At 42.7% G+C, this 22,956-nt stretch carries 25 protein-coding genes; all 25 read left to right on the forward strand.

Annotated features, from left to right (window positions below; all coding sequences use genetic code 11):
* Position 1: 1 nt before the first annotated feature.
* The 25 genes from proC (at position 2) to mmuM (ending at position 22,935) form a co-directional block, all read left to right on the forward strand.
* Positions 2–802: a pyrroline-5-carboxylate reductase gene (gene proC / locus RWS24_RS07690; RefSeq protein WP_314366548.1), complete on the forward strand. Its 801-nt coding sequence runs from the start codon at positions 2–4 to the stop codon at positions 800–802.
* 65 nt (positions 803–867) lie between these two features.
* Positions 868–1,830, forward strand: a complete 963-nt coding sequence (locus RWS24_RS07695; RefSeq protein ID WP_314366515.1) for an aminoglycoside phosphotransferase family protein — start codon at positions 868–870, stop codon at positions 1,828–1,830.
* 116 nt (positions 1,831–1,946) lie between these two features.
* A complete protein-coding gene (hemW, locus tag RWS24_RS07700; RefSeq protein ID WP_314366517.1) occupies positions 1,947–3,077 on the forward strand; it encodes a radical SAM family heme chaperone HemW in 1,131 nt (376 codons plus the stop codon).
* Between the two features lie 3 nt (positions 3,078–3,080).
* A complete protein-coding gene (locus RWS24_RS07705; RefSeq protein ID WP_314366519.1) occupies positions 3,081–3,830 on the forward strand; it encodes an acyl-[acyl-carrier-protein] thioesterase in 750 nt (249 codons plus the stop codon).
* Between the two features lie 2 nt (positions 3,831–3,832).
* Positions 3,833–4,603, forward strand: coding sequence for a TIGR01457 family HAD-type hydrolase (locus RWS24_RS07710; protein WP_314366521.1), 771 nt, complete (start codon positions 3,833–3,835; stop codon positions 4,601–4,603).
* The gene (locus RWS24_RS07715; protein WP_314366523.1) at positions 4,596–5,225 is read left to right on the forward strand and encodes a TIGR01906 family membrane protein; all 630 of its coding nucleotides are present in this window, start codon (positions 4,596–4,598) and stop codon (positions 5,223–5,225) included. The genes RWS24_RS07710 and RWS24_RS07715 overlap by 8 nt, the downstream gene beginning before the upstream one ends.
* A 13-nt stretch (positions 5,226–5,238) precedes the next feature.
* Positions 5,239–6,222, forward strand: coding sequence for a CPBP family intramembrane glutamic endopeptidase (locus RWS24_RS07720; RefSeq protein ID WP_314366525.1), 984 nt, complete (start codon positions 5,239–5,241; stop codon positions 6,220–6,222).
* Positions 6,223–6,391: 169 nt separating this feature from the next.
* Entirely contained in the window at positions 6,392–7,135 is a 744-nt protein-coding gene (locus tag RWS24_RS07725) for a DeoR/GlpR family DNA-binding transcription regulator (protein WP_314366526.1), read from the forward strand.
* Positions 7,132–8,043: a 1-phosphofructokinase gene (pfkB, locus tag RWS24_RS07730; RefSeq protein ID WP_314366527.1), complete on the forward strand. Its 912-nt coding sequence runs from the start codon at positions 7,132–7,134 to the stop codon at positions 8,041–8,043. The genes RWS24_RS07725 and pfkB overlap by 4 nt, the downstream gene beginning before the upstream one ends.
* Positions 8,040–10,001: a fructose-specific PTS transporter subunit EIIC gene (locus tag RWS24_RS07735; protein ID WP_314366528.1), complete on the forward strand. Its 1,962-nt coding sequence runs from the start codon at positions 8,040–8,042 to the stop codon at positions 9,999–10,001. Before pfkB ends, RWS24_RS07735 begins: the two co-directional genes overlap by 4 nt.
* 125 nt (positions 10,002–10,126) lie before the next feature.
* Positions 10,127–10,501, forward strand: a complete 375-nt coding sequence (locus tag RWS24_RS07740) for a DUF1149 family protein (RefSeq protein ID WP_002915309.1) — start codon at positions 10,127–10,129, stop codon at positions 10,499–10,501.
* Between the two features lie 2 nt (positions 10,502–10,503).
* The gene (locus tag RWS24_RS07745) at positions 10,504–11,352 is read left to right on the forward strand and encodes a DegV family protein (protein ID WP_061591828.1); all 849 of its coding nucleotides are present in this window, start codon (positions 10,504–10,506) and stop codon (positions 11,350–11,352) included.
* A gap of 41 nt (positions 11,353–11,393) precedes the next feature.
* Complete coding sequence (dapB, locus tag RWS24_RS07750) at positions 11,394–12,161, forward strand: 4-hydroxy-tetrahydrodipicolinate reductase (protein WP_061591827.1); 768 nt, start codon at positions 11,394–11,396, stop codon at positions 12,159–12,161.
* Positions 12,158–13,357 (forward strand): CCA tRNA nucleotidyltransferase, encoded by a 1,200-nt coding sequence (locus tag RWS24_RS07755; protein ID WP_314366532.1) that lies wholly within the window; start codon positions 12,158–12,160, stop codon positions 13,355–13,357. The genes dapB and RWS24_RS07755 overlap by 4 nt, the downstream gene beginning before the upstream one ends.
* Positions 13,354–15,222: an ABC-F family ATP-binding cassette domain-containing protein gene (locus RWS24_RS07760; protein WP_314366534.1), complete on the forward strand. Its 1,869-nt coding sequence runs from the start codon at positions 13,354–13,356 to the stop codon at positions 15,220–15,222. The genes RWS24_RS07755 and RWS24_RS07760 overlap by 4 nt, the downstream gene beginning before the upstream one ends.
* Entirely contained in the window at positions 15,219–15,806 is a 588-nt protein-coding gene (locus RWS24_RS07765) for a hypothetical protein (protein ID WP_314366535.1), read from the forward strand. Before RWS24_RS07760 ends, RWS24_RS07765 begins: the two co-directional genes overlap by 4 nt.
* 72 nt (positions 15,807–15,878) lie before the next feature.
* Positions 15,879–16,289, forward strand: coding sequence for a GNAT family N-acetyltransferase (locus tag RWS24_RS07770; protein ID WP_314366538.1), 411 nt, complete (start codon positions 15,879–15,881; stop codon positions 16,287–16,289).
* Between the two features lie 112 nt (positions 16,290–16,401).
* Positions 16,402–17,361 (forward strand): ROK family glucokinase, encoded by a 960-nt coding sequence (locus tag RWS24_RS07775; protein ID WP_314366539.1) that lies wholly within the window; start codon positions 16,402–16,404, stop codon positions 17,359–17,361.
* Between the two features lie 104 nt (positions 17,362–17,465).
* The gene (locus tag RWS24_RS07780; RefSeq protein ID WP_314366541.1) at positions 17,466–18,305 is read left to right on the forward strand and encodes a thymidylate synthase; all 840 of its coding nucleotides are present in this window, start codon (positions 17,466–17,468) and stop codon (positions 18,303–18,305) included.
* A 124-nt stretch (positions 18,306–18,429) separates the two neighbouring features.
* On the forward strand, positions 18,430–18,942 hold the full coding sequence (locus RWS24_RS07785; RefSeq protein WP_004187031.1) for a dihydrofolate reductase: 513 nt from the start codon (positions 18,430–18,432) through the stop codon (positions 18,940–18,942).
* Positions 18,943–18,944: 2 nt separating this feature from the next.
* Entirely contained in the window at positions 18,945–19,115 is a 171-nt protein-coding gene (locus RWS24_RS07790; RefSeq protein ID WP_002895584.1) for a hypothetical protein, read from the forward strand.
* A gap of 51 nt (positions 19,116–19,166) precedes the next feature.
* Positions 19,167–20,396 carry an ATP-dependent Clp protease ATP-binding subunit ClpX gene (gene clpX, locus RWS24_RS07795; RefSeq protein ID WP_002917310.1) on the forward strand — a complete coding sequence of 410 codons (1,230 nt, stop codon included), beginning with the start codon at positions 19,167–19,169 and terminating at the stop codon, positions 20,394–20,396.
* Between the two features lie 10 nt (positions 20,397–20,406).
* On the forward strand, positions 20,407–20,994 hold the full coding sequence (gene yihA, locus RWS24_RS07800) for a ribosome biogenesis GTP-binding protein YihA/YsxC (RefSeq protein WP_002915299.1): 588 nt from the start codon (positions 20,407–20,409) through the stop codon (positions 20,992–20,994).
* A 147-nt stretch (positions 20,995–21,141) separates the two neighbouring features.
* Entirely contained in the window at positions 21,142–21,840 is a 699-nt protein-coding gene (locus tag RWS24_RS07805; RefSeq protein ID WP_061591818.1) for a glucosaminidase domain-containing protein, read from the forward strand.
* Between the two features lie 123 nt (positions 21,841–21,963).
* Positions 21,964–22,935, forward strand: a complete 972-nt coding sequence (gene mmuM / locus RWS24_RS07810; RefSeq protein ID WP_314366546.1) for a homocysteine S-methyltransferase — start codon at positions 21,964–21,966, stop codon at positions 22,933–22,935.
* Positions 22,936–22,956: the final 21 nt, after the last annotated feature.

Raw genomic sequence — 22,956 nt, forward strand, 5'->3', positions numbered from 1 at the left:
GATGAAAATTGGATTTATCGGTCTAGGAAATATGGGCGGCAGTTTAGCCCGTCTAGTTGCCCAAGATGAAAGATTTAGAAGTGAATTATTATTAGCCAACCGAAGTAGGAACAAGGCTGAAAAGATTGCTGCGGAAGTTGGTGGCCTGCCGGTCAGTAATGCAGAAGTTTTTGCTCAGGCAGAGGTGATTTTTCTGGGAATCAAACCAGCTCAATTTGCTGACTTGCTGGCTGATTATCAAGAAATTCTAGAAAATCGGGATTCTATTTTGCTAGTTTCGATGGCTGCTGGTCTGACCTTGGAGCTATTAGAAAAATTGACATCTAGCCACCATCGTTGGATTCGGATAATGCCTAATACACCAGTAGCCGTAGGTGATGGTGTTATTACCTATAGCTTATCTCAGCAGGCGAATCAAGCGGATGAAGATTTGTTACAGGAGCTTCTGTCTTCGGCTGGTCTTTTGGTCAAACTAGAGGAAAAGCAGCTGGATGCGGCGACAGCTCTTGCTGGCTGTGGACCAGCTTTCGTCTATCTCTTTATAGAGGCTTTAGCGGATGCAGGTGTCCGAGCAGGACTCAGTCGCGATATATCGCTTGAACTGGCCAATCAAACTCTCTTAGGCGCTGCCAAACTAAGTCAGGTCAGTGGTCAACATCCGGCTCAACTCAAAGACCAGGTCTGCAGTCCGGCTGGATCGACTATCGCCGGGGTAGCCAGTCTGGAAGAAAATGCCTTTCGAGGAACGGTCATGGATGCCGTTCAAGCTGCCTACAAGAGGACGCAGGAGTTGGGGAAATAAAGAAATCTACCAGTTTTAAGCTGGTAGATTTTGTATAGGTTGGTAGTCAAATCAGAGGGGGAATTATGTTCTTTCAACAATTTGCAGATGAAAATTTTATCTTGAATAATCTTCATAAATGGTACGGTCATGATTGTCAGATTTCTCAACTCTCAAAAGGTAGTGAAAATCTAAATTATTTGATTGATGGCCAGTTGGTGGTTCGTGTGCTTTATTTAGCCGAAAGTTCGCCAATTTTTTCGCAAGCCTTTCCGTATCTAGAAAGAGAAGTGTATTTTGTCAATACTTTATACGAGAACAAGTTAAATCCGCTTCGGTATCTGTCTTTTCCAGATGGGAAGTTCATTCATCGGCTGGATGTGAAGGATGGAAGTCTCTTTTTTCTGAAATATCCTTATTTAAGAGGTGAACGAATGACTTTCTCTTCCTATAATTTGACAAAACTTGCTCGAAAATTAGCAAATATACATAATTTTTCTCAGAGATATTTGATGACATTTGAAAGAGTCCCCTTTTATGACGACTTGATTTCTTCTTTGCATTTCAGAGCTTTTTCTTACAATCCTCAGCTTGAAAGAATCATTCCAGGCTATCAGGCATTGTGGAAAATATTTCAAGAGAACACAGAAACATTGAAGTCAATGAAGTCTGAGAAAAGGAATATTTTTATTCATAACGACTTACATAATGAAAATTTGCTGCTTTGCGAAAAGGAAGTAGCCATATTGGATTTTGGAGATTGCAGATATTCATTGCCTGAAGAGGATATTGGAACCTTATTTTGGGGAATCCTGCAGAAAGTTGAAAGGTCAAAATATGAAGAAATGCTAGATAATTTTTTTAAATATTATTCCAGACCAATCGATAAAACTGTTTGTTTTCGTTATGCCTTGCAGAGATTTTTAGATATTCATTTGTATTATCTGAATGAAAATCTAAAAGAAGCTAACTTAATCAAATATCAAAAAGAAAAATTCAACAAAGAAGAAGCAATGATTAATTTTCTCATATCGAAAATTACTGAATAATACTTGCTTAATAAAAGTGTTTAAAGCTTGAAGCAGGGATTTGGCGATTATGATTTTAACCTTATTAATCCAACATTTATCCCGCTTGTCTTTATGATTTATGTTATAATCTTACTATGCAAACCAAACCGACTTCTGCTTATGTGCACATTCCTTTTTGTACTCAGATTTGTTATTACTGCGATTTTTCCAAGGTTTTTATCAAAAATCAGCCGGTAGATAGTTATCTGGAGCATTTGATTGAGGAGTATAATTCTTACGACATCAAAAAGCTCCGTACCCTCTATATCGGTGGTGGGACTCCGACCGCTCTATCGGCGTGTCAGTTGGCTTTTTTGCTGGAAAAGCTGACAGACAAGCTGGACTTGTCTTATCTAGAAGAGCTGACTATTGAAGCCAATCCTGGGGATTTGGACCAGGGGAAGATTGCTGTACTCAAAGACTCACCTGTCAATCGGGTTTCGCTGGGCGTACAGACCTTCAATGACCGCATGCTCAAGCAGATTGGTCGCAGTCACTTGGAAAAGGACATCTATGAGAATATTGCCAATCTCAAAAAAGCGGGTTTTGACAATATTTCGATTGATCTGATTTATGCCCTGCCCAAGCAGACAATGGAAGATGTGAAAATCAACGTAGCCAAGGCTATTGCCCTAGACATTCCTCACATGAGTTTGTATAGCTTGATTTTGGAAAATCATACGGTCTTCATGAATCGAATGCGACGAGGGAAGCTGCCTCTGCCTAAAGAAGATTTGGAAGCGGAGATGTTTGACTACATTATAGCTGAGCTGGAAAAGGCCGGCTTCGAGCATTATGAGATTTCAAACTTTTCCAAGCCAGGCTTTGAGAGCCGCCACAACCTCATGTATTGGAACAATGCGGAGTATTATGGTATCGGAGCGGGAGCGTCTGGCTATGTCAATGGTGTCCGCTATAAAAACCACGGGCCAATTCGCCATTATCTGCAGGCGGTGGAAGCGGGCAATGCCCGTGTGCAGGAAGAAGTGCTGACGCTGAATGAAAAGATGGAAGAAGAGATGTTTCTCGGACTGCGCAAGAAATCAGGTGTTTCTAAAAAGCGCTTCGAGGAAAAATTTGGTCTTTCCTTTGAAGACCAGTACGGAGCTGTTGTGTCTGAGCTGACTGAACAGGGCTTGCTAGTGCCGGACAGAGATATCGTGCGCATGACCAAACAAGGTCTCTTTTTGGGCGATACGGTTGCTGAAAAATTTATATTGGAGTAAATCATGGGCTTAACTTATCAAATGAAAATGAAAATTCCTTTTGATATGGCAGATATGAATGGCCATATCAAGCTGCCGGATGTCATCTTGCTGTCCTTGCAGGTATCGGGGATGCAGTCAATTGAGCTTGGTGTCAGTGACAAGGATATGCTGGAGCGGTATAACCTAGTCTGGATTATCACGGACTATGATATTGATGTGACACGTCTACCACGATTTGCAGAGGAGATTACTATCGAAACAGAAGCCTTAACTTATAATCGGCTCTTTTGCTACCGTCGCTTTACGATTTTTGATGAAGCGGGTGAAGCCATTATACAGATGAAGGCAACCTTTGTTCTTATGGATCGAGATAGCCGCAAGGTTCGTGCCGTTGATCCGGAGATTGTAGCGCCATATCAATCAGAGTTTTCCAAGAAATTACTGCGCGGTCCCAAATATCCAGACTTGAAAAATCCTGTCAGCAAGGACTACCATGTGCGCTTTTACGACTTGGATATGAACGGACATGTCAATAATAGCAAGTATTTGGACTGGATCTTTGAGGTCATGGGTGCAGATTTCCTCACCCAGCACCTTCCCAAGAAAGTCCACCTTAAGTATGTCAAGGAAGTCCGACCAGGCGGCATGATTGCTTCTAGCTATGACCTAGAAGGTCTGCAGAGCAATCACCAGATTTCCAGTGACGGCGAAGTCAATGCTCAGGCTTTGGTTACCTGGCAAGAGTTTAAACAAGAGAATAAGGAAGAGTAGAAATGACTTATAAAGGATATTTGATTGATTTAGACGGGACGATTTATAAGGGCAAGAGCCGGATTCCGGCTGGTGAAGCTTTTGTGCATGAGTTGCAGAAGCGTAAGATTCCCTATCTTTTCGTGACCAATAATACTACTCGCACGCCAGAAGCAGTGCAGACCATGCTGGCTGCAAATTTCAATATTGAGACGCCACTTGAAACTATTTACACAGCTACTTTAGCTACCATCGATTATATGCAGGAGAAAAATCTGGGCAAGAAAGCTTACGTTATTGGTGATGTCGGCCTTAAACATGCCATTGAAGAAGCTGGATATATAGAAGACACAGAAAATCCAGACTATGTAGTAGTGGGGCTGGACTGGGAAGTGGACTATGAGAAGCTGACAATAGCAACTCTGGCCATTCAAAAGGGTGCTCACTTTATCGGAACCAATCCAGATCTTAATATTCCGACGGAGCGAGGTCTGCAGCCGGGAGCGGGTGCTATCAACGCCCTCTTGGAAGCAGCCACTCGGGTTGAGCCCACCTTTATCGGCAAGCCAAATGCCATCATCATGGAAAAAGCCATAGAGCATCTAGGACTGGCGCGTGAAGAAGTGGTCATGGTGGGGGATAACTATCTGACAGATATTCGAGCGGGAATCGATAACGGCATTCCGACCCTCTTGGTTACGACAGGCTTTACCCTGCCAGAAGAGGTGCCCAATCTGCCTATCCAACCGACGCATGTCTTGTCCAGTCTAGCGGAGTGGGACTTCGATGCGTAATAAGGTAAGATTTTCAGCCAGCGTCTTGTGCTTACTGGCAGTAGCTATCCTGCTGACCATTTACCTGGCTTGGCTCTTATATCCGATGGAGATTTCTTATTTCAATTTGCCGGATAAGGTCTATCTGAAAACAGAGACCATTCAGTATAATTTTAATATTTTGATGAATTACCTGACCAATCCTTTTGGTCAGAAACTGGCGATGCCGGATTTCCGCTCGTCGGCAGCTGGGCTGCATCATTTTCAGGCGGTCAAGTATCTTTTTCACTTGGCGCAAGCTACTTTTCTAGTTACTCTGACGGCTTTGATTTTCTTTATCAAAAAAGTGGTTAAAAAGGGATTTTTAGGTCTCTACAGACGGGCTTTTCTGGTGATCAGTGTATTGCCGCTTGTTCTAGCTGGACTAGCCGTTCTGATTGGCTTTAACAGTTTTTTTACACTCTTTCATCAAGTTCTCTTTGCAGGAGACAATACCTGGATGTTTGACCCAGCCAAGGATCCAGTCATTTGGATTCTGCCAGAAGAATTTTTCATGCACGCCTTTATTCTTTTTGCTTTGCTTTATGAGGGAATCTTTTTGACCTTGTATTTCCTGAGCAAAAAGGGTAAGGAGCAAACTTAAAATAGGAGATTTTATGTATTATATACCCGAACCTTTAAATCCTAAAAAAGATCTAGGACGATTTTCAGCGACTTGCTTTACTTATTTATGGGTTATGCTTGCTGCTGTCTTCATTTACGTATTTGTTGCCTTTTTTGTCATCATGCCAGGGCAAGGTATGGACATTCAAAAGACGCAAGACATTGTTACCAAATTCATGGAAAAGGACGGCGGAGCCTATATTCTAGCTTCCTGTCTCGGTGTTCTTACTTTCACGGTGTCTCGGGGCAAGCAGCTCTTCAAATACGACCTTCGTCGCAAGGGGCGGAAGATGACTCCTAAAGTTTTCTTTTATATGATTTGCTTCCTTTTATTCGCCCAAATGTTTACGGCTGTTGTCAATCAGATGATGCAGGCTATCATGCAACTCTTCAATCTAGATCTATCTAGTATGGAAGCGGGAGGCGGCGGTTCTGAAACACTGACCATGTTGATTTATTCATCCTTGATGGCTCCGGTTACGGAGGAAATTATTTTCAGAGGTGCTGGATTAAGAGCGTTAGAGAAGCATGGAAAGATTTTTGCCATTCTTCTGACTGCGATTTTGTTTGGTCTCTTTCATGAAAATCTTTATCAGTTTTATTTTGCTAGTTTGATTGGTTTAGGTTTTGGCTATATCGCTTTTGAGTATTCGATTATCTGGTCTATCATTTTTCATGCTCTCAATAACTTTGTCATAGCAGAAGGTATAGCTTTTCTTTCAAAAAAAACTCCAGAGCCTATTGTTAACATCGTTTTTTACGGCCTACTAATCGCTGGCAGTACAGTATTTCTTTTGCTCTTAATCTTGAAATGGCCAAAATTTAAGGAATACATTGACACAAATCGTTCGCTCCCAGGGACTTACCGACAGGCTTTTAAATCAGTCTGGTTCTGGGTTTTGGTTGTGTTTACTTTTCTTGGAACGTTTCTGCCTGTCATGGCAGCCTATATTGTATCCTTGATCAATAAAAGCTAATTGCCTTTTATTTGGCAGCTATGCAATGATATGAAAGAAGTTGGACATAGTCCAGCTCTTTTTTGTTCGGTAAAAAGATAGAAAATGAAAGATTTTGATAGAAAGTGCTTGACATTGAAAAATAAAGAGGTATAATAATAATCGTAAACGATTCCAAAGGAGGTGCTTTATGCTGAAGTCGGAAAGAAAGCAAGTTATTCTAGAGACAGTCATAAGAGAAAAATTTGTTTCTTTAGATCATCTAGTACATGCTTTAAACACTTCAGAATCAACTATCAGAAGAGATTTGGATGAGTTGGAGAGCGAGCACAAGCTGCGACGAGTTCACGGGGGAGCCGAAAGCCTTCATTTTCTGCAAGAAGAGGAGAGCAATCAGGAAAAATCTATCAAAAGCATTCAAGAAAAGACAGCTATTGCCAAAATGGCAGCAAGCTTGATTCAAGGACATGATGTGATTTTTATTGATGCGGGGACAACCAATGAGCTCTTAGTCAATGAGCTGCATGACCCTAGAGTGACAGTCGTCACCAACTCCATTCACCATGCGACCAAGTTGGTAGAGCGCAATATCCCGACAGTCATAATCGGCGGAAAGGTCAAGCGTTCAACGGATGCCAGCATTGGCGGTGTGGCTCTGAATCAAATCGGTCAGTTGAATTTCGATAAAGCCTTTATTGGAATAAATGGCATTGACGATGGCTTCTTTACCACTCCAGATATGGAGGAAGGAGCTGTCAAAAGAGCGATTTTAGAGAACGCTAAGAAGACTTATGTCTTGGCTGATCTTTCTAAACTAGGACAGACGTCCTTTGTCAAGGTTGCTCCTCTCGCCAAAGCAAGCATTATTACTAATCAAAATGAATCAGAAGTGATTCAAGCGCTCAAAGAAAAAACGGAGGTGATTGAAGTATGATTTATACTGTCACACTAAACCCTTCCATCGACTATATTGTCCGTCTGGACAAGGTTCTTATAGGAAGCGTCAATCGGATGGACAGTGACGACAAATTCGCTGGCGGAAAAGGAATCAATGTTAGCCGAGTTCTCAAACGTCTAGGTATTGAGAATACAGCTACTGGCTTTATCGGTGGTTTTACTGGCAAGTTCATCACAGATACTCTGAAAGAGGAAGGAATCTCCAGCCATTTTGTAGAAGTTGAGCAGGATACTCGTATCAATGTCAAGATTAAAGCAGATGCTGAGACAGAGATTAACGGACCAGGTCCAGAAATTTCTCATCAGAAACTAGAAGAGCTGGAGTCATTTCTTTCTTCTCTGACATCAGAAGATACTGTAGTCTTCGCTGGCAGCAGTCCTAAAAATCTAGGAAATGTTGTCTACAAGGAGTTAATTGGTCTGACCAGAAAGACAGAAGCACAAGTCGTCTGCGACTTTGAAGGTCAGACGCTGCTGGATTCTTTAGAGTTTGAGCCGCTCTTGGTCAAACCTAATAATCACGAGCTGGGTGATATTTTCGGACTCAAGCTCGAAAGTTTAGATCAGATTGAGAGTTATGCCCGTCAAATCTTAGACAAGGGTGCCCAGCATGTCATCATTTCCATGGCTGGCGACGGTGCCTTACTGGTAACTCGAGATGGTGCCTACTTCGCTAAACCTATCAAGGGCGATGTGAAAAATTCTGTTGGTGCTGGCGACTCTATGGTGGCTGGGTTTACTGGAGAGTTCGTCCGGTCTGGTGATGTTATTCAAGCCTTCAAATGGGGAGTTGCCTGCGGAACGGCAACCACCTTCTCAGATGATTTGGCAACAGCTGAGTACATAAAAGAAATCTATGAAAAAGTAGAGGTAGAAAAAATATGAAAATTCAAGACTTACTAAGAAAAGATGTGATGTTGCTAGACTTGCAGGCAACAGAGAAAAAAGCCGTTATCGAAGAAATGATTCAAAGTCTAGTGGATCATGGCTATGTAACAGACTTCGAGACTTTCAAAGAAGGGATTTTGGCTCGTGAAGCCTTGACTTCTACTGGTCTAGGTGACGGAATCGCTATGCCCCACAGCAAAAATGCTGCAGTGAAAGAAGCGACTGTCCTTTTTGCCAAGTCAAATAAAGGCGTAGATTACGAAAGTTTGGATGGCCAGCCAACTGATCTTTTCTTCATGATTGCAGCTCCAGAAGGTGCTAACGATACTCACTTGGCTGCCTTGGCTGAATTGTCTCAATACCTGATGAAGGATGGTTTTGCGGATAAACTTCGCCAAGTGACTTCGCCTGATCAGGTGATTGAGCTCTTTGACCAAGCTTCGGAAAAAGTGGAAGAACCTGCTGTTGTTGAACCTGCTAATGAAGGCGGAGATTTCCTTGTAGCTGTAACAGCTTGTACGACAGGAATTGCGCATACTTACATGGCTCAAGAGGCTTTGCAGAAGGTCGCTGCTGAAATGGGTGTCGGCATCAAGGTTGAAACTAACGGTGCTAGTGGTGTTGGAAATAAGCTGACAGCAGAAGATATCAAAAATGCCAAAGCTGTTATCATCGCAGCTGATAAAGCGGTAGAGATGAATCGCTTTGACGGCAAGCCATTAATCAATCGTCCGGTTGCTGATGGTATTCGTAAGACAGAAGAACTGATCAATCTGGCCCTTTCTGGAAATGCTGAGATTTACAAGGCTGCCAATGGTGGCGGTACGGCAGAGTCTAGTAATGAAAAACTTAGTCTGGGTGGCGCTTTCTACAAGCACTTGATGAGCGGTGTTTCCCAAATGTTGCCATTCGTTATTGGTGGTGGTATTATGATTGCCATTGCATTCTTGCTGGATCAGATCTTAGGTGTACCAAAAGATCAGCTTTCTAATCTGGGAAGTTATCATGAGATTGCAGCGCAGTTTAAAGCAATTGGTGGAGCGGCCTTTGGCTTCATGTTGCCAGTATTAGCTGGTTATATCGCTTATTCAATCGCTGAAAAGCCAGGTCTGGTTTCTGGTTTTGTAGCTGGAGCAATTGCGAGCAGCGGTGCATCATTTGGTGGTGTAGCTTACGCTGAAGGCGGTCAGAAAACTCTTGATTTAGTTGGTGTATCATCAGGTTTCCTTGGTGCTTTGGTAGGAGGATTCTTAGCCGGTGGTGTTATCTTGCTTCTTCGCAAGCTTCTTGCAGGTCTGCCTCGTTCACTTGAAGGTATCCGTTCAATCTTGCTCTTGCCTCTTCTTGGCGTTCTTGTGACTGGATTTGTGATGTTGGCGGTCAATATTCCAATGTCAGCAATCAATACAGCCTTGAATGATTTCTTGGCAAGTCTGAGCGGAAGCTCTGCTGTCCTCCTCGGTCTCTTAGTCGGTGGTATGATGGCTGTCGATATGGGTGGGCCGGTTAATAAGGCTGCTTACGTATTTGGTACTAGTACACTTGCAAGCACTGTTTCAACTGGTGGTTCGCCTGTTATGGCAGCGGTAATGGCAGCTGGTATGGTTCCGCCTTTGGCAGTATTTATTGCAACTCTTTTGTTCAAACATAAATTCACTGAAGAAGAACGTGATTCAGGTTTGACAAACATCGTCATGGGACTATCTTTCATCACAGAAGGAGCGATTCCTTTTGGAGCTGCTGACCCAGCCCGTGCTATTCCAAGCTTTATCGTAGGTTCAGCTCTAACAGGTGCTCTTGTAGGATTGTCAGGTATCAAGCTCATGGCTCCTCACGGAGGAATCTTCGTTATCGGTTTGACAAATAATCCAATCCTTTACTTGGTATATGTATTGATTGGTGCATTAGTCAGCGGTATTATCTTTGGTTACCTGCGCAAACCACTTAAAAAATAATATTTAAAGAATCTCGCTTGTCAGTGAGATTCTTTTTTGTGTTTTCTGGCCTGCAAATTTTAGCATGGAAACTTCGCTCGATATATGGTATAATGGGCCTATCGCATATTTTTAGGAGAATAAAAATGAACATACAGCGCGAAAAAGAATTTGTTAGTCAGTACCATTTTGACGCCCGAAATTTTGAGTGGGAAAAAGAAAATGGAACACCTGAAACCAAGGTTGATGTGAATTTCCAATTGGTCAAAAGAGACGTCGAAGCTCACACAACTTCATTGATTGTGATTTTGACCTTTATGATTGTTTTTGAGAATTTTGTTATCAGCGGAACCATTTCGCAAGCCAACCACATTCACGGTCGTCTTATTGAGGAACCAAGTGAATTTGACCACGATGAAGTAGAAGAGCTGGCTCGGCCTTGCCTGACCATGCTCAACCGCTTGACTTATGAAGTAACAGAAATTGCTCTGGATTTGCCGGGCATTAATTTGGAGTTTTAATCATGAAGTTAGCGGTTATCACAGATTCATCGGCCTATCTGCCGGCTTCCCTACTGGAGAATGAAAATCTTTTCGTTTTGGATATTCCAGTCGTGATTGCTGGTGAGTCTTATGTCGAAGGCAGAAACTTAACAGCTAGTGAATTTTATGAAAAAATGGCTCAGTCAGATGAACTGCCCAAGACCAGTCAGCCTAGCATTGCTGAGTTAGAAGAGATTCTCACCATTCTAGATGGCAAGGACTATACCCATGTTCTGGGGCTCTTTCTATCTAGCGGTATTTCTGGTTTTTACCAAAATATTCAGTATCTAAAAGATGAGTTTCATGGTTTGAAAATTGCCTTTCCGGATTCCAAGATTACCAGTGCACCGCTCGGTATCATGGCCCAATCAGCTCTAGAATGGGCAGAACAAGGCCTAGATTTTGAAACAATTTTAGCTAATGTTCAAAAGCAGATTGATGGCACCAGCGCCTTTATCATGGTGGATGACTTGAACCACTTGGTCAAAGGAGGACGCCTGTCTAACGGTGCAGCTATTCTGGGAAATCTGCTCAGCATCAAGCCTATTCTGTATTTTAACGATCATGGTGTGATAGAGGTTTTTGAAAAGATTCGGACGGAGAAGAAGGCTACCAAGCGTATGCTGGAACTTGTCCAAGAAAGAACAGCAGGCGGTGCTTGTCAGATTATGGTTATCCATGGCAATGCGCCAGAAAAAGCAGCTGAGCTACGGCAACATCTGCTAGACAGCGGTATTGCTGGCGAAGTTCCTATCGCAACCTTTGGCAGTGTTATCGGGACGCACCTAGGCAGGGGTAGTGTTGCACTTGCTTATATTCCTGTAATTTGATTGTCTGAGTGCCTGAGCTTGTCTCTGTAAGGAGGAGAAACATGAGTATCAAAGTTATTATTGCTGGTTTTAAAGGGAAAATGGGTCAAGCAGCCTATAAAATGGTGACAGAAGATCCTGAACTAGAATTAGTTGGACTGCTGGATCCTTTCACGGATGAAAAAGAAGTGGCTGGTGTTCCTGTCTTCAATGCTAAGGAAGAATTGGCTGGTCTGGAAGCCCATGTCTGGGTTGATTTTACAACCCCAAAAGTAGCTTATGACAATACTCGCTTCGCTCTGGAACAGGGATTTTGCCCGGTGGTTGGAACGACAGGTTTTACTCCAGAGCAGTTGGAAGAGTTAATCACATTGTCTAGGGAAAAGAAGCTGGGCGGATTGATTGCACCAAACTTTGCTTTGGGAGCTGTTTTGCTGATGCAGTTTGCGGCTCAGGCAGCTAAGTATTTCCCAAATATAGAAATTATCGAGCTGCATCATGACCAGAAAAAGGATGCACCGAGTGGGACAGCTATCAAGACAGCTGAGCTCATCAGTCAAGTCAGATCAAGCAAGGAGCAGGGAGCTGCTGATGAGGAAGAGTCTATAGTTGGCGCCCGAGGAGCTGATTTCGATGGCATGCGTATCCATTCGGTTCGCTTGCCTGGTCTGGTTGCCCATCAAGAAGTAATCTTTGGCAGCCAGGGAGAGGGATTGACGCTGCGGCATGATTCCTATGACCGTGCTTCCTTTATGACAGGAGTTAATCTTGCCATTAAAGAAGTTGTCAAACGCTCAGAATTAGTCTATGGATTGGAACATTTACTATGAGATTAGAAACTCTGCCTTCTGAATTTCAGGAGGCTTTGCCAGTATTAGAGAAGATAAAAGCGGCTGGCTTTGAAGCATATTTTGTTGGGGGCTCTGTTCGAGATGCTCTTTCGCTGCGACCTATTCACGATGTGGATATCGCTAGCTCCAGCTATCCTGAGGAAACCAAGCGTATCTTTGACCGTACAGTTGATGTGGGGATTGAGCATGGAACCGTCTTGGTCTTGGAAAATAACCGCGAATACGAAGTGACGACTTTCCGGACCGAGGATGTCTATGTGGACTACCGCAGGCCTAGTAAGGTTTCTTTTGTGCGATCTTTGGAAGAAGATCTCAAGCGGCGCGATTTCACCATCAATGCTCTAGCTTTGGATGAAAACGGCCAGGTTATTGATCTTTTCCAAGGCTTGGATGACTTGGAAAATCAGATTTTGCGGGCAGTTGGAACGGCAGCAGAGCGTTTTAATGAAGATGCTCTCCGCATCATGCGGGGCTTTCGTTTTCAAGCTGCCTTGGATTTTGATTTAGAGCAAGATACTTTTGATGCTATGAAGGATTGTGCTCCTTTGCTTGAAAAAATTTCAGTTGAACGAATTTTTATCGAGTTCGACAAGCTCTTGCTGGCTCCGTTCTGGCGCAAGGGTTTAGAAGCACTCTTGACAAGCGGTGCTATTGAATTTTTACCAGATTTAAAAGGAAGCAGAGCTAAGCTAGAACGGCTCTTTGACTTGGCTTCAGATTTTTGCTTTTCAGCATCCGAGCAAGCTTGGGCAGCCCTTTTACTGGCCTTGGATGTGCAAGATGTTAAAGGTTTTCTAAAAAAATGGAAGACTTCTCGTGAATTTGCCAAGAAAGTAGAAGACTTGGTTGAGATTACGGCTATTCGCTCAGAACGAGACTTGACTAAGCGAGACTGTTATGACTATGATATTGACTTATTGCTACAAGCAGAGGAGCTTCGACAGGCGCAAGGTCTACCAGTTGATTTCTCTGCCATTCAAAATCTTGATGCCAGTCTGACTATTCATAACAAGCAGGAAATGGCGGTCAATGGTGGCATGCTGATGCGGGAGTTTGAATTTGAGCCAGGACCAAAACTTGGCCAAATTCTGAAAGAGTTGGAATACGCTATTGTAGATGGCCATTTGCCTAATAACTTAGAGGCCATTTACGCCTATATCAAGGAGAAGAAATGAGCGATTTTATCGTTGACAAACTAACCAAATCAGTAGGAGATAAGACTGTTTTTCGAGACATTTCCTTTATTATTCATGAACTAGATCGGATTGGTCTGATTGGCGTCAATGGAACAGGAAAGACAACGCTGCTGGATGTGTTGTCGGGCAAGTCGGGCTTTGATGGAGATGTCAGCCCTTTTTCTGCTAAGACGGGCTATAAGATTGCTTATCTGACTCAGGAGCCTGATTTTGATGAGGAGCAGACGGTGCTTGACACTGTTTTATCAAGTGATTTACGGGAAATGCAGTTGATTCGAGAGTATGAGCTGCTCCTGACAGCTTATGATGAAAGTCAGCAGTCTAGACTAGAAGCAGTTATGGCCGAGATGGACTCGCTCCATGCTTGGGAAATCGAAAGCCAGGTCAAGACGGTCCTGTCCAAGCTTGGTCTGACAAATCTGTCGCTTAAGGTCGGTCAGTTATCAGGAGGTCTTCGTCGTCGAGTTCAGCTGGCCCAGGTTCTCTTAGGTGATGCAGATTTGCTCTTACTGGATGAGCCGACCAACCACCTAGACATTGATACCATTGAATGGCTGACGCATTTCTTGAAAAATTCAAAGAAGACCGTCCTTTTCATCACCCACGACCGCTATTTCTTGGATAATATTTCAACTCGGATTTTTGAGCTGGATGGCGGTCGCTTGATTGAATACCAAGGAAATTATCAAGACTATGTCCGTCTCAAGGCGGAGCAAGATGAGCGGGATGCGGCCTTGCTTCATAAGAAACAGCAGCTGTACAAGCAGGAGCTATCCTGGATGCGACGGCAGCCTCAGGCCCGGGCAACCAAGCAACAGGCTCGGATCAATCGTTTCCATGACCTCAAAAAAGATTTGACCAGTCAGACGACTGACAGCAATCTGGAAATGAATTTTGAAACCAGCCGTATTGGTAAGAAGGTTATCGAGTTTCAAAATGTAGACTTTGCTTATGACCAGAAGCTTATTCTCTCTCAGTTCAGTCTTTTGATCCAGAACAAGGACCGTATTGGGATCGTCGGAGATAACGGTGTCGGCAAGTCGACCTTGCTCAATCTGATTGCCGGTAAACTTCAGCCTCAGGCTGGCCATCTTATTATAGGAGAGACAGTCCGAGTGGCCTATTTCTCTCAGCAGATTGAGGGCTTGGATGAGTCTAAGCGAGTCATTAATTACCTGCAAGAAGTGGCTGAGGAGGTCAAGATAGGCAGTGGAACGACTTCCATTGCAGAACTCTTAGAGCAGTTTCTTTTTCCTCGTTCTACTCATGGGACTTTAATCGAAAAGCTTTCTGGTGGAGAGAAAAAGCGACTTTATCTGCTCAAGCTGCTCTTAGAAAAGCCGAATGTCTTGCTTCTTGACGAGCCGACCAATGATTTGGATATTGCGACTCTGACGGTCTTGGAGAATTTTCTGCAAGGCTTTGCCGGGCCAGTCATTACAGTCAGCCACGACCGCTATTTCCTAGACAAGGTAGCCAGCAAGATTTTGGCTTTTGAGGATGGAAGTATCAGAGAATTTTTTGGAAATTACACGGATTACTTAGATGAAAAAGCCTTTCTAGCAGAGAGCTCTGCTATTTCCCAAAAGTCTGAAAAGGAAAAATCGGCCAAGGTGCGCGAGGAGAAAAAGCGCATGACCTACTTTGAAAAGCAGGAGTGGGAGTCTATTGAGGCTGATATCGAAGCGCTGGAGGAGCGGATTTCTGAGATTGAAGCGGCCATGCAGGAGAATGGCTCGGACTTTGCTCGCCTGTCTCAACTCCAGCAAGAACTGGATGAGCAGAACGAAAAGCTGCTGGAAAAATACGAGCGCTATGAATACCTGAGTGGTTTAGACGGATGAAGGAAGTAGTGTTTAGGCAGAGCTGGTTGAAAATATTCTTTTTAGCTATATCGGCGATCGCTCTGGCTGTCTTTTTGACTGCAGTTCTTGTATTACCATCTAAAAATGGATACCTATTATTTGACTCCAATATTTCTGTGATTGAAAAAATGTTTTTGGTGATAGGTACAATTGTTTTTGATTTTCTGTCTATTTTAGTATGGCTTTGTTTGTTTAGAGATAAACGTTTTCTTCATCTAACGGAACAGGGATTTTACTTCAGACCCCTTCTTTTTAGAGAAGTTTCGTTTTATAGTTGGGAAGAAATCCAGAGGATAGACTATAGAATTGAACGTATTCGACATTATGGGAAGATCCAATTATTCAATAAGAGACATATTTTAACGATTTGTTTTCATTCAGTAGATCCTGCAGTTTTGAAGAGAAGTAGGCTCGCTTCGAGAAAGAGTAAAAGATATAAGTTTGGAATGCCTGAAGCGTTAGAAATTACTCTTATGTTACTGAAAAAAGAGAAACCAAAGTGTATTTATGAAATGATGATGAATTACCATAATCAATGGCGAGCAAGTCAGAAGGATAATTAAGGTGAAGTTTATAGTTCGAACAGTTTCATATACTGTTAATCTAAAACCTTTAGAGATGAAACGGAGGCATCTATGAAACTAAGATTGGAAAATAACAACTCAAAGACAACACAAGAACTGGGAAATTTAATCAGGGCCTACAATCAATCTAAGAGGGAGCCCTCCAAAAGTGAGCCTCTTAACATCTACGTAGAAGACGAACAAGGAAATCTACTGGCCGGTATGGCGGCCGAAACTTTTGGTAATTGGCTGGAGATTGAGTATTTGTATGTGAGCGAAGATTTACGAGGAGAAGGCATAGGTTCAGAGATACTGAATCGAGCAGAACAAGAAGCCAGAGAAAGAAAGTGCAAATATTCATTTGTCAATACTTTCCAGTTCCAAGCACCAGATTTTTATAAGAAGCACGGCTATACAGAAGTGTTTGCATTGAAAGAATATCCCTATACTGGTGAAAGATATTATTATACAAAAGAGTTGTGAGTTTACTTTGGGAATAAAGATGGATTCGATTTTTACTTTTCTTTATGCAAACCTTTTCCTTACTGAAAAAATCTGATATAATGATGATAAATAAAATACAGAGGAGAACATCATGTCAAAAAAAATAATCGGAATTGACCTTGGTGGAACATCTATTAAGTTTGCTATTTTGACTTCAGAGGGCGAAATTCAGGAAAAATGGTCCATTAAAACCAATATTTTGGACGAAGGCAGCCACATCGTAGAGGATATGATTGAGTCAATCCTGCATCGTTTGGACTTACTTCAGCTTTCAGCAGAGGATTTTATCGGGATTGGTATGGGCTCGCCAGGAGTAGTTGACCGTGAGAAAGGGACTGTTATCGGTGCTTACAACCTCAATTGGAAGACGCTGCAGCCGGTCAAGGATAAGATTGAAAAAGCGACTCGGATTCCTTTCTATATTGACAACGATGCTAACGTTGCTGCTTTGGGTGAACGCTGGATGGGAGCTGGAGAAAACCAGCCTGATGTAGTCTTTATGACACTGGGTACAGGTGTTGGCGGAGGAATTGTTGCCGAAGGCAAGCTCTTGCACGGACTTGCGGGAGCAGCAGGAGAGTTGGGTCACATCACTGTTGACTTTGATCAGCCGATTCAATGTACCTGTGGCAAGAAGGGCTGCCTAGAGACTGTTGCATCTGCGACTGGTATTGTCAATCTGACTCGCCGCTATGCTGATGAGTATGCTGGTGATGCAGAGCTGAAAAAACTGATTGACAATGGTGAGGATGTCAATGCGAAGATTGTCTTTGACTTGGCGAAAGAAGGCGATGAGCTGGCTCTGATTGTCTACCGCAATTTCGCTCGCTACCTGGGAATTGCCTGTGCTAATATCGGCTCTATCCTCAATCCATCTACAATCGTTATCGGTGGTGGCGTATCAGCTGCAGGTGACTTCCTGCTGGATGGCGTACGCAAGGTTTATGAAGAGAATAGCTTCCCGCAGGTTCGTACTTCAACCAAGTTGGCCTTGGCTACTCTTGGAAATGATGCCGGTGTTATCGGGGCAGCTTCATTGGTTTTACAATAATTCAACAAGTATGCTTCATTTGTTCTCCTGCAGAATGGTCTGTAGGAGAATTTTTATAGAAAATTTGCTATACTAGAAAAAGCTCACTGAACGAAGGAGAAATCATGACGTTAACAGATACGATTTTCAAAGAGAATATTAAAAAAATTATGGAGCAGGGTGTTTTTTCTGAAAATGCTCGTCCGCGCTACAAGGATGGAAATGTGGCTAATTCCAAATATATCACTGGTTCTTTTGCGGAATATGATTTGAGCAAGGGAGAATTCCCAATCACGACTCTGCGCCCTATTGCCATCAAGTCTGCCATCAAGGAAGTCCTTTGGATCTATCAAGACCAGTCTAATAGCTTGGAACTGCTCAACGACAAATACAATGTTCATTATTGGAATGACTGGGAAGTTGGCGATACAGGTACTATCGGGCAGCGCTATGGAGCTGTTGTCAAGAAGCACAATATTATCCATAAAATTCTCCAACAGCTGGAAGCCAATCCTTGGAATCGTCGCAATATCATCTCTCTCTGGGATTATGAAGCTTTTGAAGAAACAGATGGCTTGCTCCCATGTGCTTTTCAAACCATGTTTGACGTTCGGCGTGTAGATGGAGACATTTATCTGGATGCGACTCTGACTCAGCGGTCAAATGATATGTTAGTTGCTCACCACATCAATGCTATGCAGTATGTGGCTCTGCAGATGATGATTGCCAAGCATTTCGGCTGGAAGGTCGGCAAGTTCTTTTACTTTATCAATAACTTGCACATCTATGACAATCAGTTCGAGCAGGCGGAGGAGCTATTGTGTCGGGAACCGAGCGACTGCCAACCTCGACTCCTTTTAAATGTGCCGGATGGGACCAATTTCTTTGATATCAAAGCAGAAGATTTTGAGTTATTAGACTATGATCCTGTTAAACCTCAGCTGAAGTTCGATTTGGCTATTTAACGATTTAAATAAGTGTATGCGAAAACTGCCAAGCTCTGCAAAAGTTCTGCTTGAATCATACTTTAAACATGCCTTTTTACAGCAAATTTGATAGAATAGAGTTACTAATACAAAGGATAAAAGGATGACAAAGAAGATTATTGCCATTTGGGCTCAGGCAGAGGATGGTCTGATTGGAAAAGACAAGGTCATGCCCTGGCATCTCCCAGCAGAATTGCAGCATTTTAAGGCAACGACGACTGGACATGCTATTTTGATGGGCCGAGTGACCTTTGATGGTCTGCAGCGTCGAGTTTTGCCAAATCGAATCAGTCTGATTTTGAGCAAGGACAAGAACTATCAAGTTGACAATGAAAATGTCTTGCTATTCAGCAATGTGGAAGATGTCTTGGATTGGTACCACAAGCAGGACAGAAACTTATTTATTATCGGCGGAGCGCAAATTATCAGAGCTTTTGAGCCGTATTTGGAAGAATTGATTCAGACTCAGATTGCTGCTAAGCTGGAAGGAGATACCTATTTCCCTGAGACATTTGACTGGGCTCCTTATCAGGAAGTTAGCAGTGAATTTTATGCCAAAGATGAAAAGAACCCTTATGATTTCACTATAAAAAGATACCAAAGGAAGGACTCGTAAGAATGGAACGTAGTATTTTTGGTTTTTTTACGGCCTTTTTATGTGTCATTTGTCTTATTTGTGCCGTTCAAACCTTTCGGAAAAAGCGGTTTGGACTGGCGGCTTTATTTTTGCTGAATGCTTTTACAAATCTTGTAAATTCCATTCATGCTTTTTATATGACACTTTTTTAACATGTATGAAAGAAAATAAATAGATTTAGAATTTTAGAATTGGAGTAAACAATGCCTACAAGTCGTAATGATGATATGATGGTTTTTTGTTCTTTCTGTGGGAAGAACCAAGATGAGGTGCAGAAGATTATAGCTGGTAACAATGCCTTTATCTGTAATGAATGTGTGGAGCTGGCGCAGGAAATCATCCGTGAAGAGCTAGCTGAGGAAGTGCTGGCAGATCTGTCTGAGGTACCAAAACCTCAGGAGTTGCTTAATATCTTGAACCACTATGTTATCGGGCAAGACCGAGCTAAGCGTGCCTTAGCAGTAGCGGTCTATAATCACTACAAACGTATTAACTACCACGACAGCCGTGAAGAAGAAGATGTGGAACTTCAAAAGTCAAATATTTTGATGATTGGCCCGACCGGGTCAGGTAAGACCTTCTTGGCGCAGACTCTAGCTCGCAGCCTCAATGTGCCTTTCGCTATTGCGGACGCAACTGCTCTGACTGAAGCTGGTTATGTTGGTGAAGATGTGGAAAATATCCTCCTCAAGCTTTTGCAGGCGGCTGACTTTAATATTGAGCGTGCAGAACGCGGCATTATCTATGTCGATGAGATTGACAAGATCGCTAAAAAAGGCGAAAATGTCTCTATCACCCGTGATGTTTCAGGTGAAGGGGTTCAACAAGCTCTGCTGAAGATTATCGAAGGTACCGTAGCTAGTGTACCGCCGCAAGGTGGACGCAAGCATCCGCAGCAGGAAATGATTCAGGTTGATACTAAGAACATTCTCTTCATTGTTGGCGGTGCTTTTGACGGTATCGAAGAAATCGTAAAACAGCGTTTGGGTGAGAAAATCATTGGTTTCGGTCAGAATAACCGAGCGATTGACGAAGATGGATCCTATATGCAGGAAATTATCTCAGAAGATGTCCAAAAATTTGGAATTATTCCTGAGTTGATTGGCCGTTTGCCTGTTTTTGCTGCTCTGGAGCAACTGACAGTTGATGATTTGGTCCGGATTTTGAAAGAGCCTAGAAACGCCCTTATTAAGCAGTATCAGGCACTTCTGTCTTATGATGATGTTAAGCTTGAATTTGACGAGGATGCTCTGCAGGAGATTGCCAATAAAGCAATTGAACGTAAAACAGGTGCACGCGGACTTCGCTCTATCATCGAAGAAACCATGATGGATGTCATGTTTGAAGTTCCGAGTCAGGAAAATGTCAAACTTGTCCGCATTACCAAAGAAGCAGTAGATGGAACAGATAAGCCTATTCTAGAAACTGCCTAACGAGGTGCTTATGGAAATCAATACACACAATGCTGAGATTTTGCTGAGTGCGGCCAATAAATCGCACTACCCTCAAGATGATATTCCAGAGATTGCCTTAGCTGGCCGATCAAACGTCGGAAAGTCCAGTTTCATCAATACACTTCTCAATCGCAAAAATTTAGCGCGAACTTCAGGAAAACCTGGAAAAACTCAGCTGCTAAACTTTTTCAACATTGATGACAAGCTGCGTTTTGTAGATGTGCCAGGTTATGGCTATGCCCGTGTTTCCAAAAAAGAGCGTGAAAAATGGGGCCGGATGATTGAGGAGTATCTGACCAGTCGTGAAAATCTCAGAGCGGTTGTCAGCCTTGTTGATCTTCGGCATGATCCTAGTGCAGATGATGTGCAAATGTATGAATTTCTGAAATATTATGACATTCCAGTCATTCTAGTAGCGACCAAAGCTGATAAAATCCCTCGCGGAAAATGGAATAAGCACGAGTCAGCTATTAAGAAAAAGCTGGACTTTGACAAAAATGATGATTTCATTCTTTTTTCCTCAGTCACCAAGGATGGCTTAGATGCTGCTTGGGACGCGATTTTGTCAAAAATTTAATAATACGAATTAAATCCAACTTGTTTTCGAGTTGGATTTTTTGAAATAAAACGAAAAATGTCATATACTTGTAAATTATCAATAGTGTTTTTTTAATCTTTAGTATGTTACAATGGTATCATTAACATCTTATTCAGGAGAAGTGCTGTGAAAAAGAGAATTTCAAAAAAAGGTAAGAGAATCCTTTCAGCTTTATTCATCATGACAACAACGATTGCTGTTGGCTTCGTCTTAGCCAAGCATATTAACCCTGCTAGTGCCAATAATAGCGACCAGCAGCCTATGAATCAAACAGACTATTTCATCTCACAAATCGGTGAGCCAGCGCGTCAGTTGGGACAGGACAATGATCTTTATGCCTCTGTTATGATTGCACAGGCTATTTTAGAAAGTGGCTCAGGACAGTCTGGTCTGTCCGGTGAACCTCATTATAACCTTTTCGGTATCAAAGGTCACTATGACGGTCAGTCTGCTAATATGGAGACTTGGGAAGATGATGGAGAGGGAAATGCTTATACCATCAACGATAGTTTCCGTTCATATCCTAGCTATGTAGAGTCTCTGCAAGACTATGTTGCGGTTCTCAAACAGGGGCATTTTGCAGGTGCTTGGAAAAGCAATGCACCAACCTATCAGGATGCAACAGCTGCCCTGACTGGTGTCTATGCGACAGATACTAGCTATAATGCTAAATTGAATTATATTATTGAAAAATACGATCTGACTCGCTTTGATTCACCACTCTATGAGTCTGGTGCTGGCTATATCGTTTACAATCCCTATCGTCAGCAATACACTACTCAAGACATCTTAGACGTAGATACTGCTTGGGCTAATAGATTTTAATAGCGTAACTAAAAAAGAGGGGAGACCTCTTTTTTATGTCGCCTTGCTGATCTCTCTAGTCTCGAATTTTCGTATTCGCTAGTGTTGATCCTGCTTACTTAAGAAGATTTTTAGGAGTATTTCATGGGAAAATTTAAAGATTTACTTGAAAACCAAGAAATTATTATTTTAGATGGAGCCTTAGGTACAGAGTTGGAAAGTCTGGGTTATGATGTATCTGGTAAGCTTTGGTCAGCTCAATACCTATTAGACCAGCCTCAGATTATTCAAGATGTGCATGAAAGCTATGTGAGAGCTGGCAGTGACATCATCACTACGTCCAGTTATCAGGCCAGCATTCCAGCATTTATAGAGGCAGGACTAACTCCTGAAAAGGGTTATGATCTTTTAAAAGAGACAGTCTTCTTAGCACAAAAGGCAATCGAAAATATCTGGCAAGCATTATCTCAAGAAGAGCAAAAGCAACGGCCCTATCCTCTGGTTGCAGGCTCGGTAGGGCCTTATGCTGCCTATTTAGCTGATGGTTCGGAGTATACGGGAGACTACCAGCTGAGTGAGGAAGAATTTCGAGATTTTCACTGTCCGCGTATCCAAGCTTTACTAGAAGCAGGCTGTGATTTATTGGCTATTGAAACGATTCCAAATGGAGCAGAAACGGCAGCAATCCTCCGGCTTTTAGCTGAGGAATTTCCGCAGGCTGAGGCCTATTTGTCTTTTGTCGCCCAGTCGGAGACAGCTATATCAGATGGGACTAAAATTGAGGAATTAGGAAACTTGGCTCAAGAAAGTCTACAAGTCTTGGCAGTTGGTTTTAACTGTACAGCTCCGCATTTAATTGCTCCATTATTAGATGGGCTTGGAAAAGTGTGCAACAAACCTTTTCTGACCTATCCAAACTCTGGCGAAACTTATAATGGCTTGACCAAGACTTGGCACGACGATCCAGAGCATGAGCGTAGCTTGCTGGAAAATAGTAAGCTTTGGCAAGAGCAAGGAGTGCAGCTTTTTGGTGGTTGCTGTCGAACACGGCCAGAAGATATTGCTCAGTTAGCAAAAGGATTAAAGAGAGTGGGACAGAAATCGGTAATTCGTTAGAATTCGATTTCGTCGTCCCAC

Source organism: uncultured Streptococcus sp. (assembly GCF_963528215.1).
Taxonomy (GTDB): Bacteria; Bacillota; Bacilli; order Lactobacillales; family Streptococcaceae; genus Streptococcus.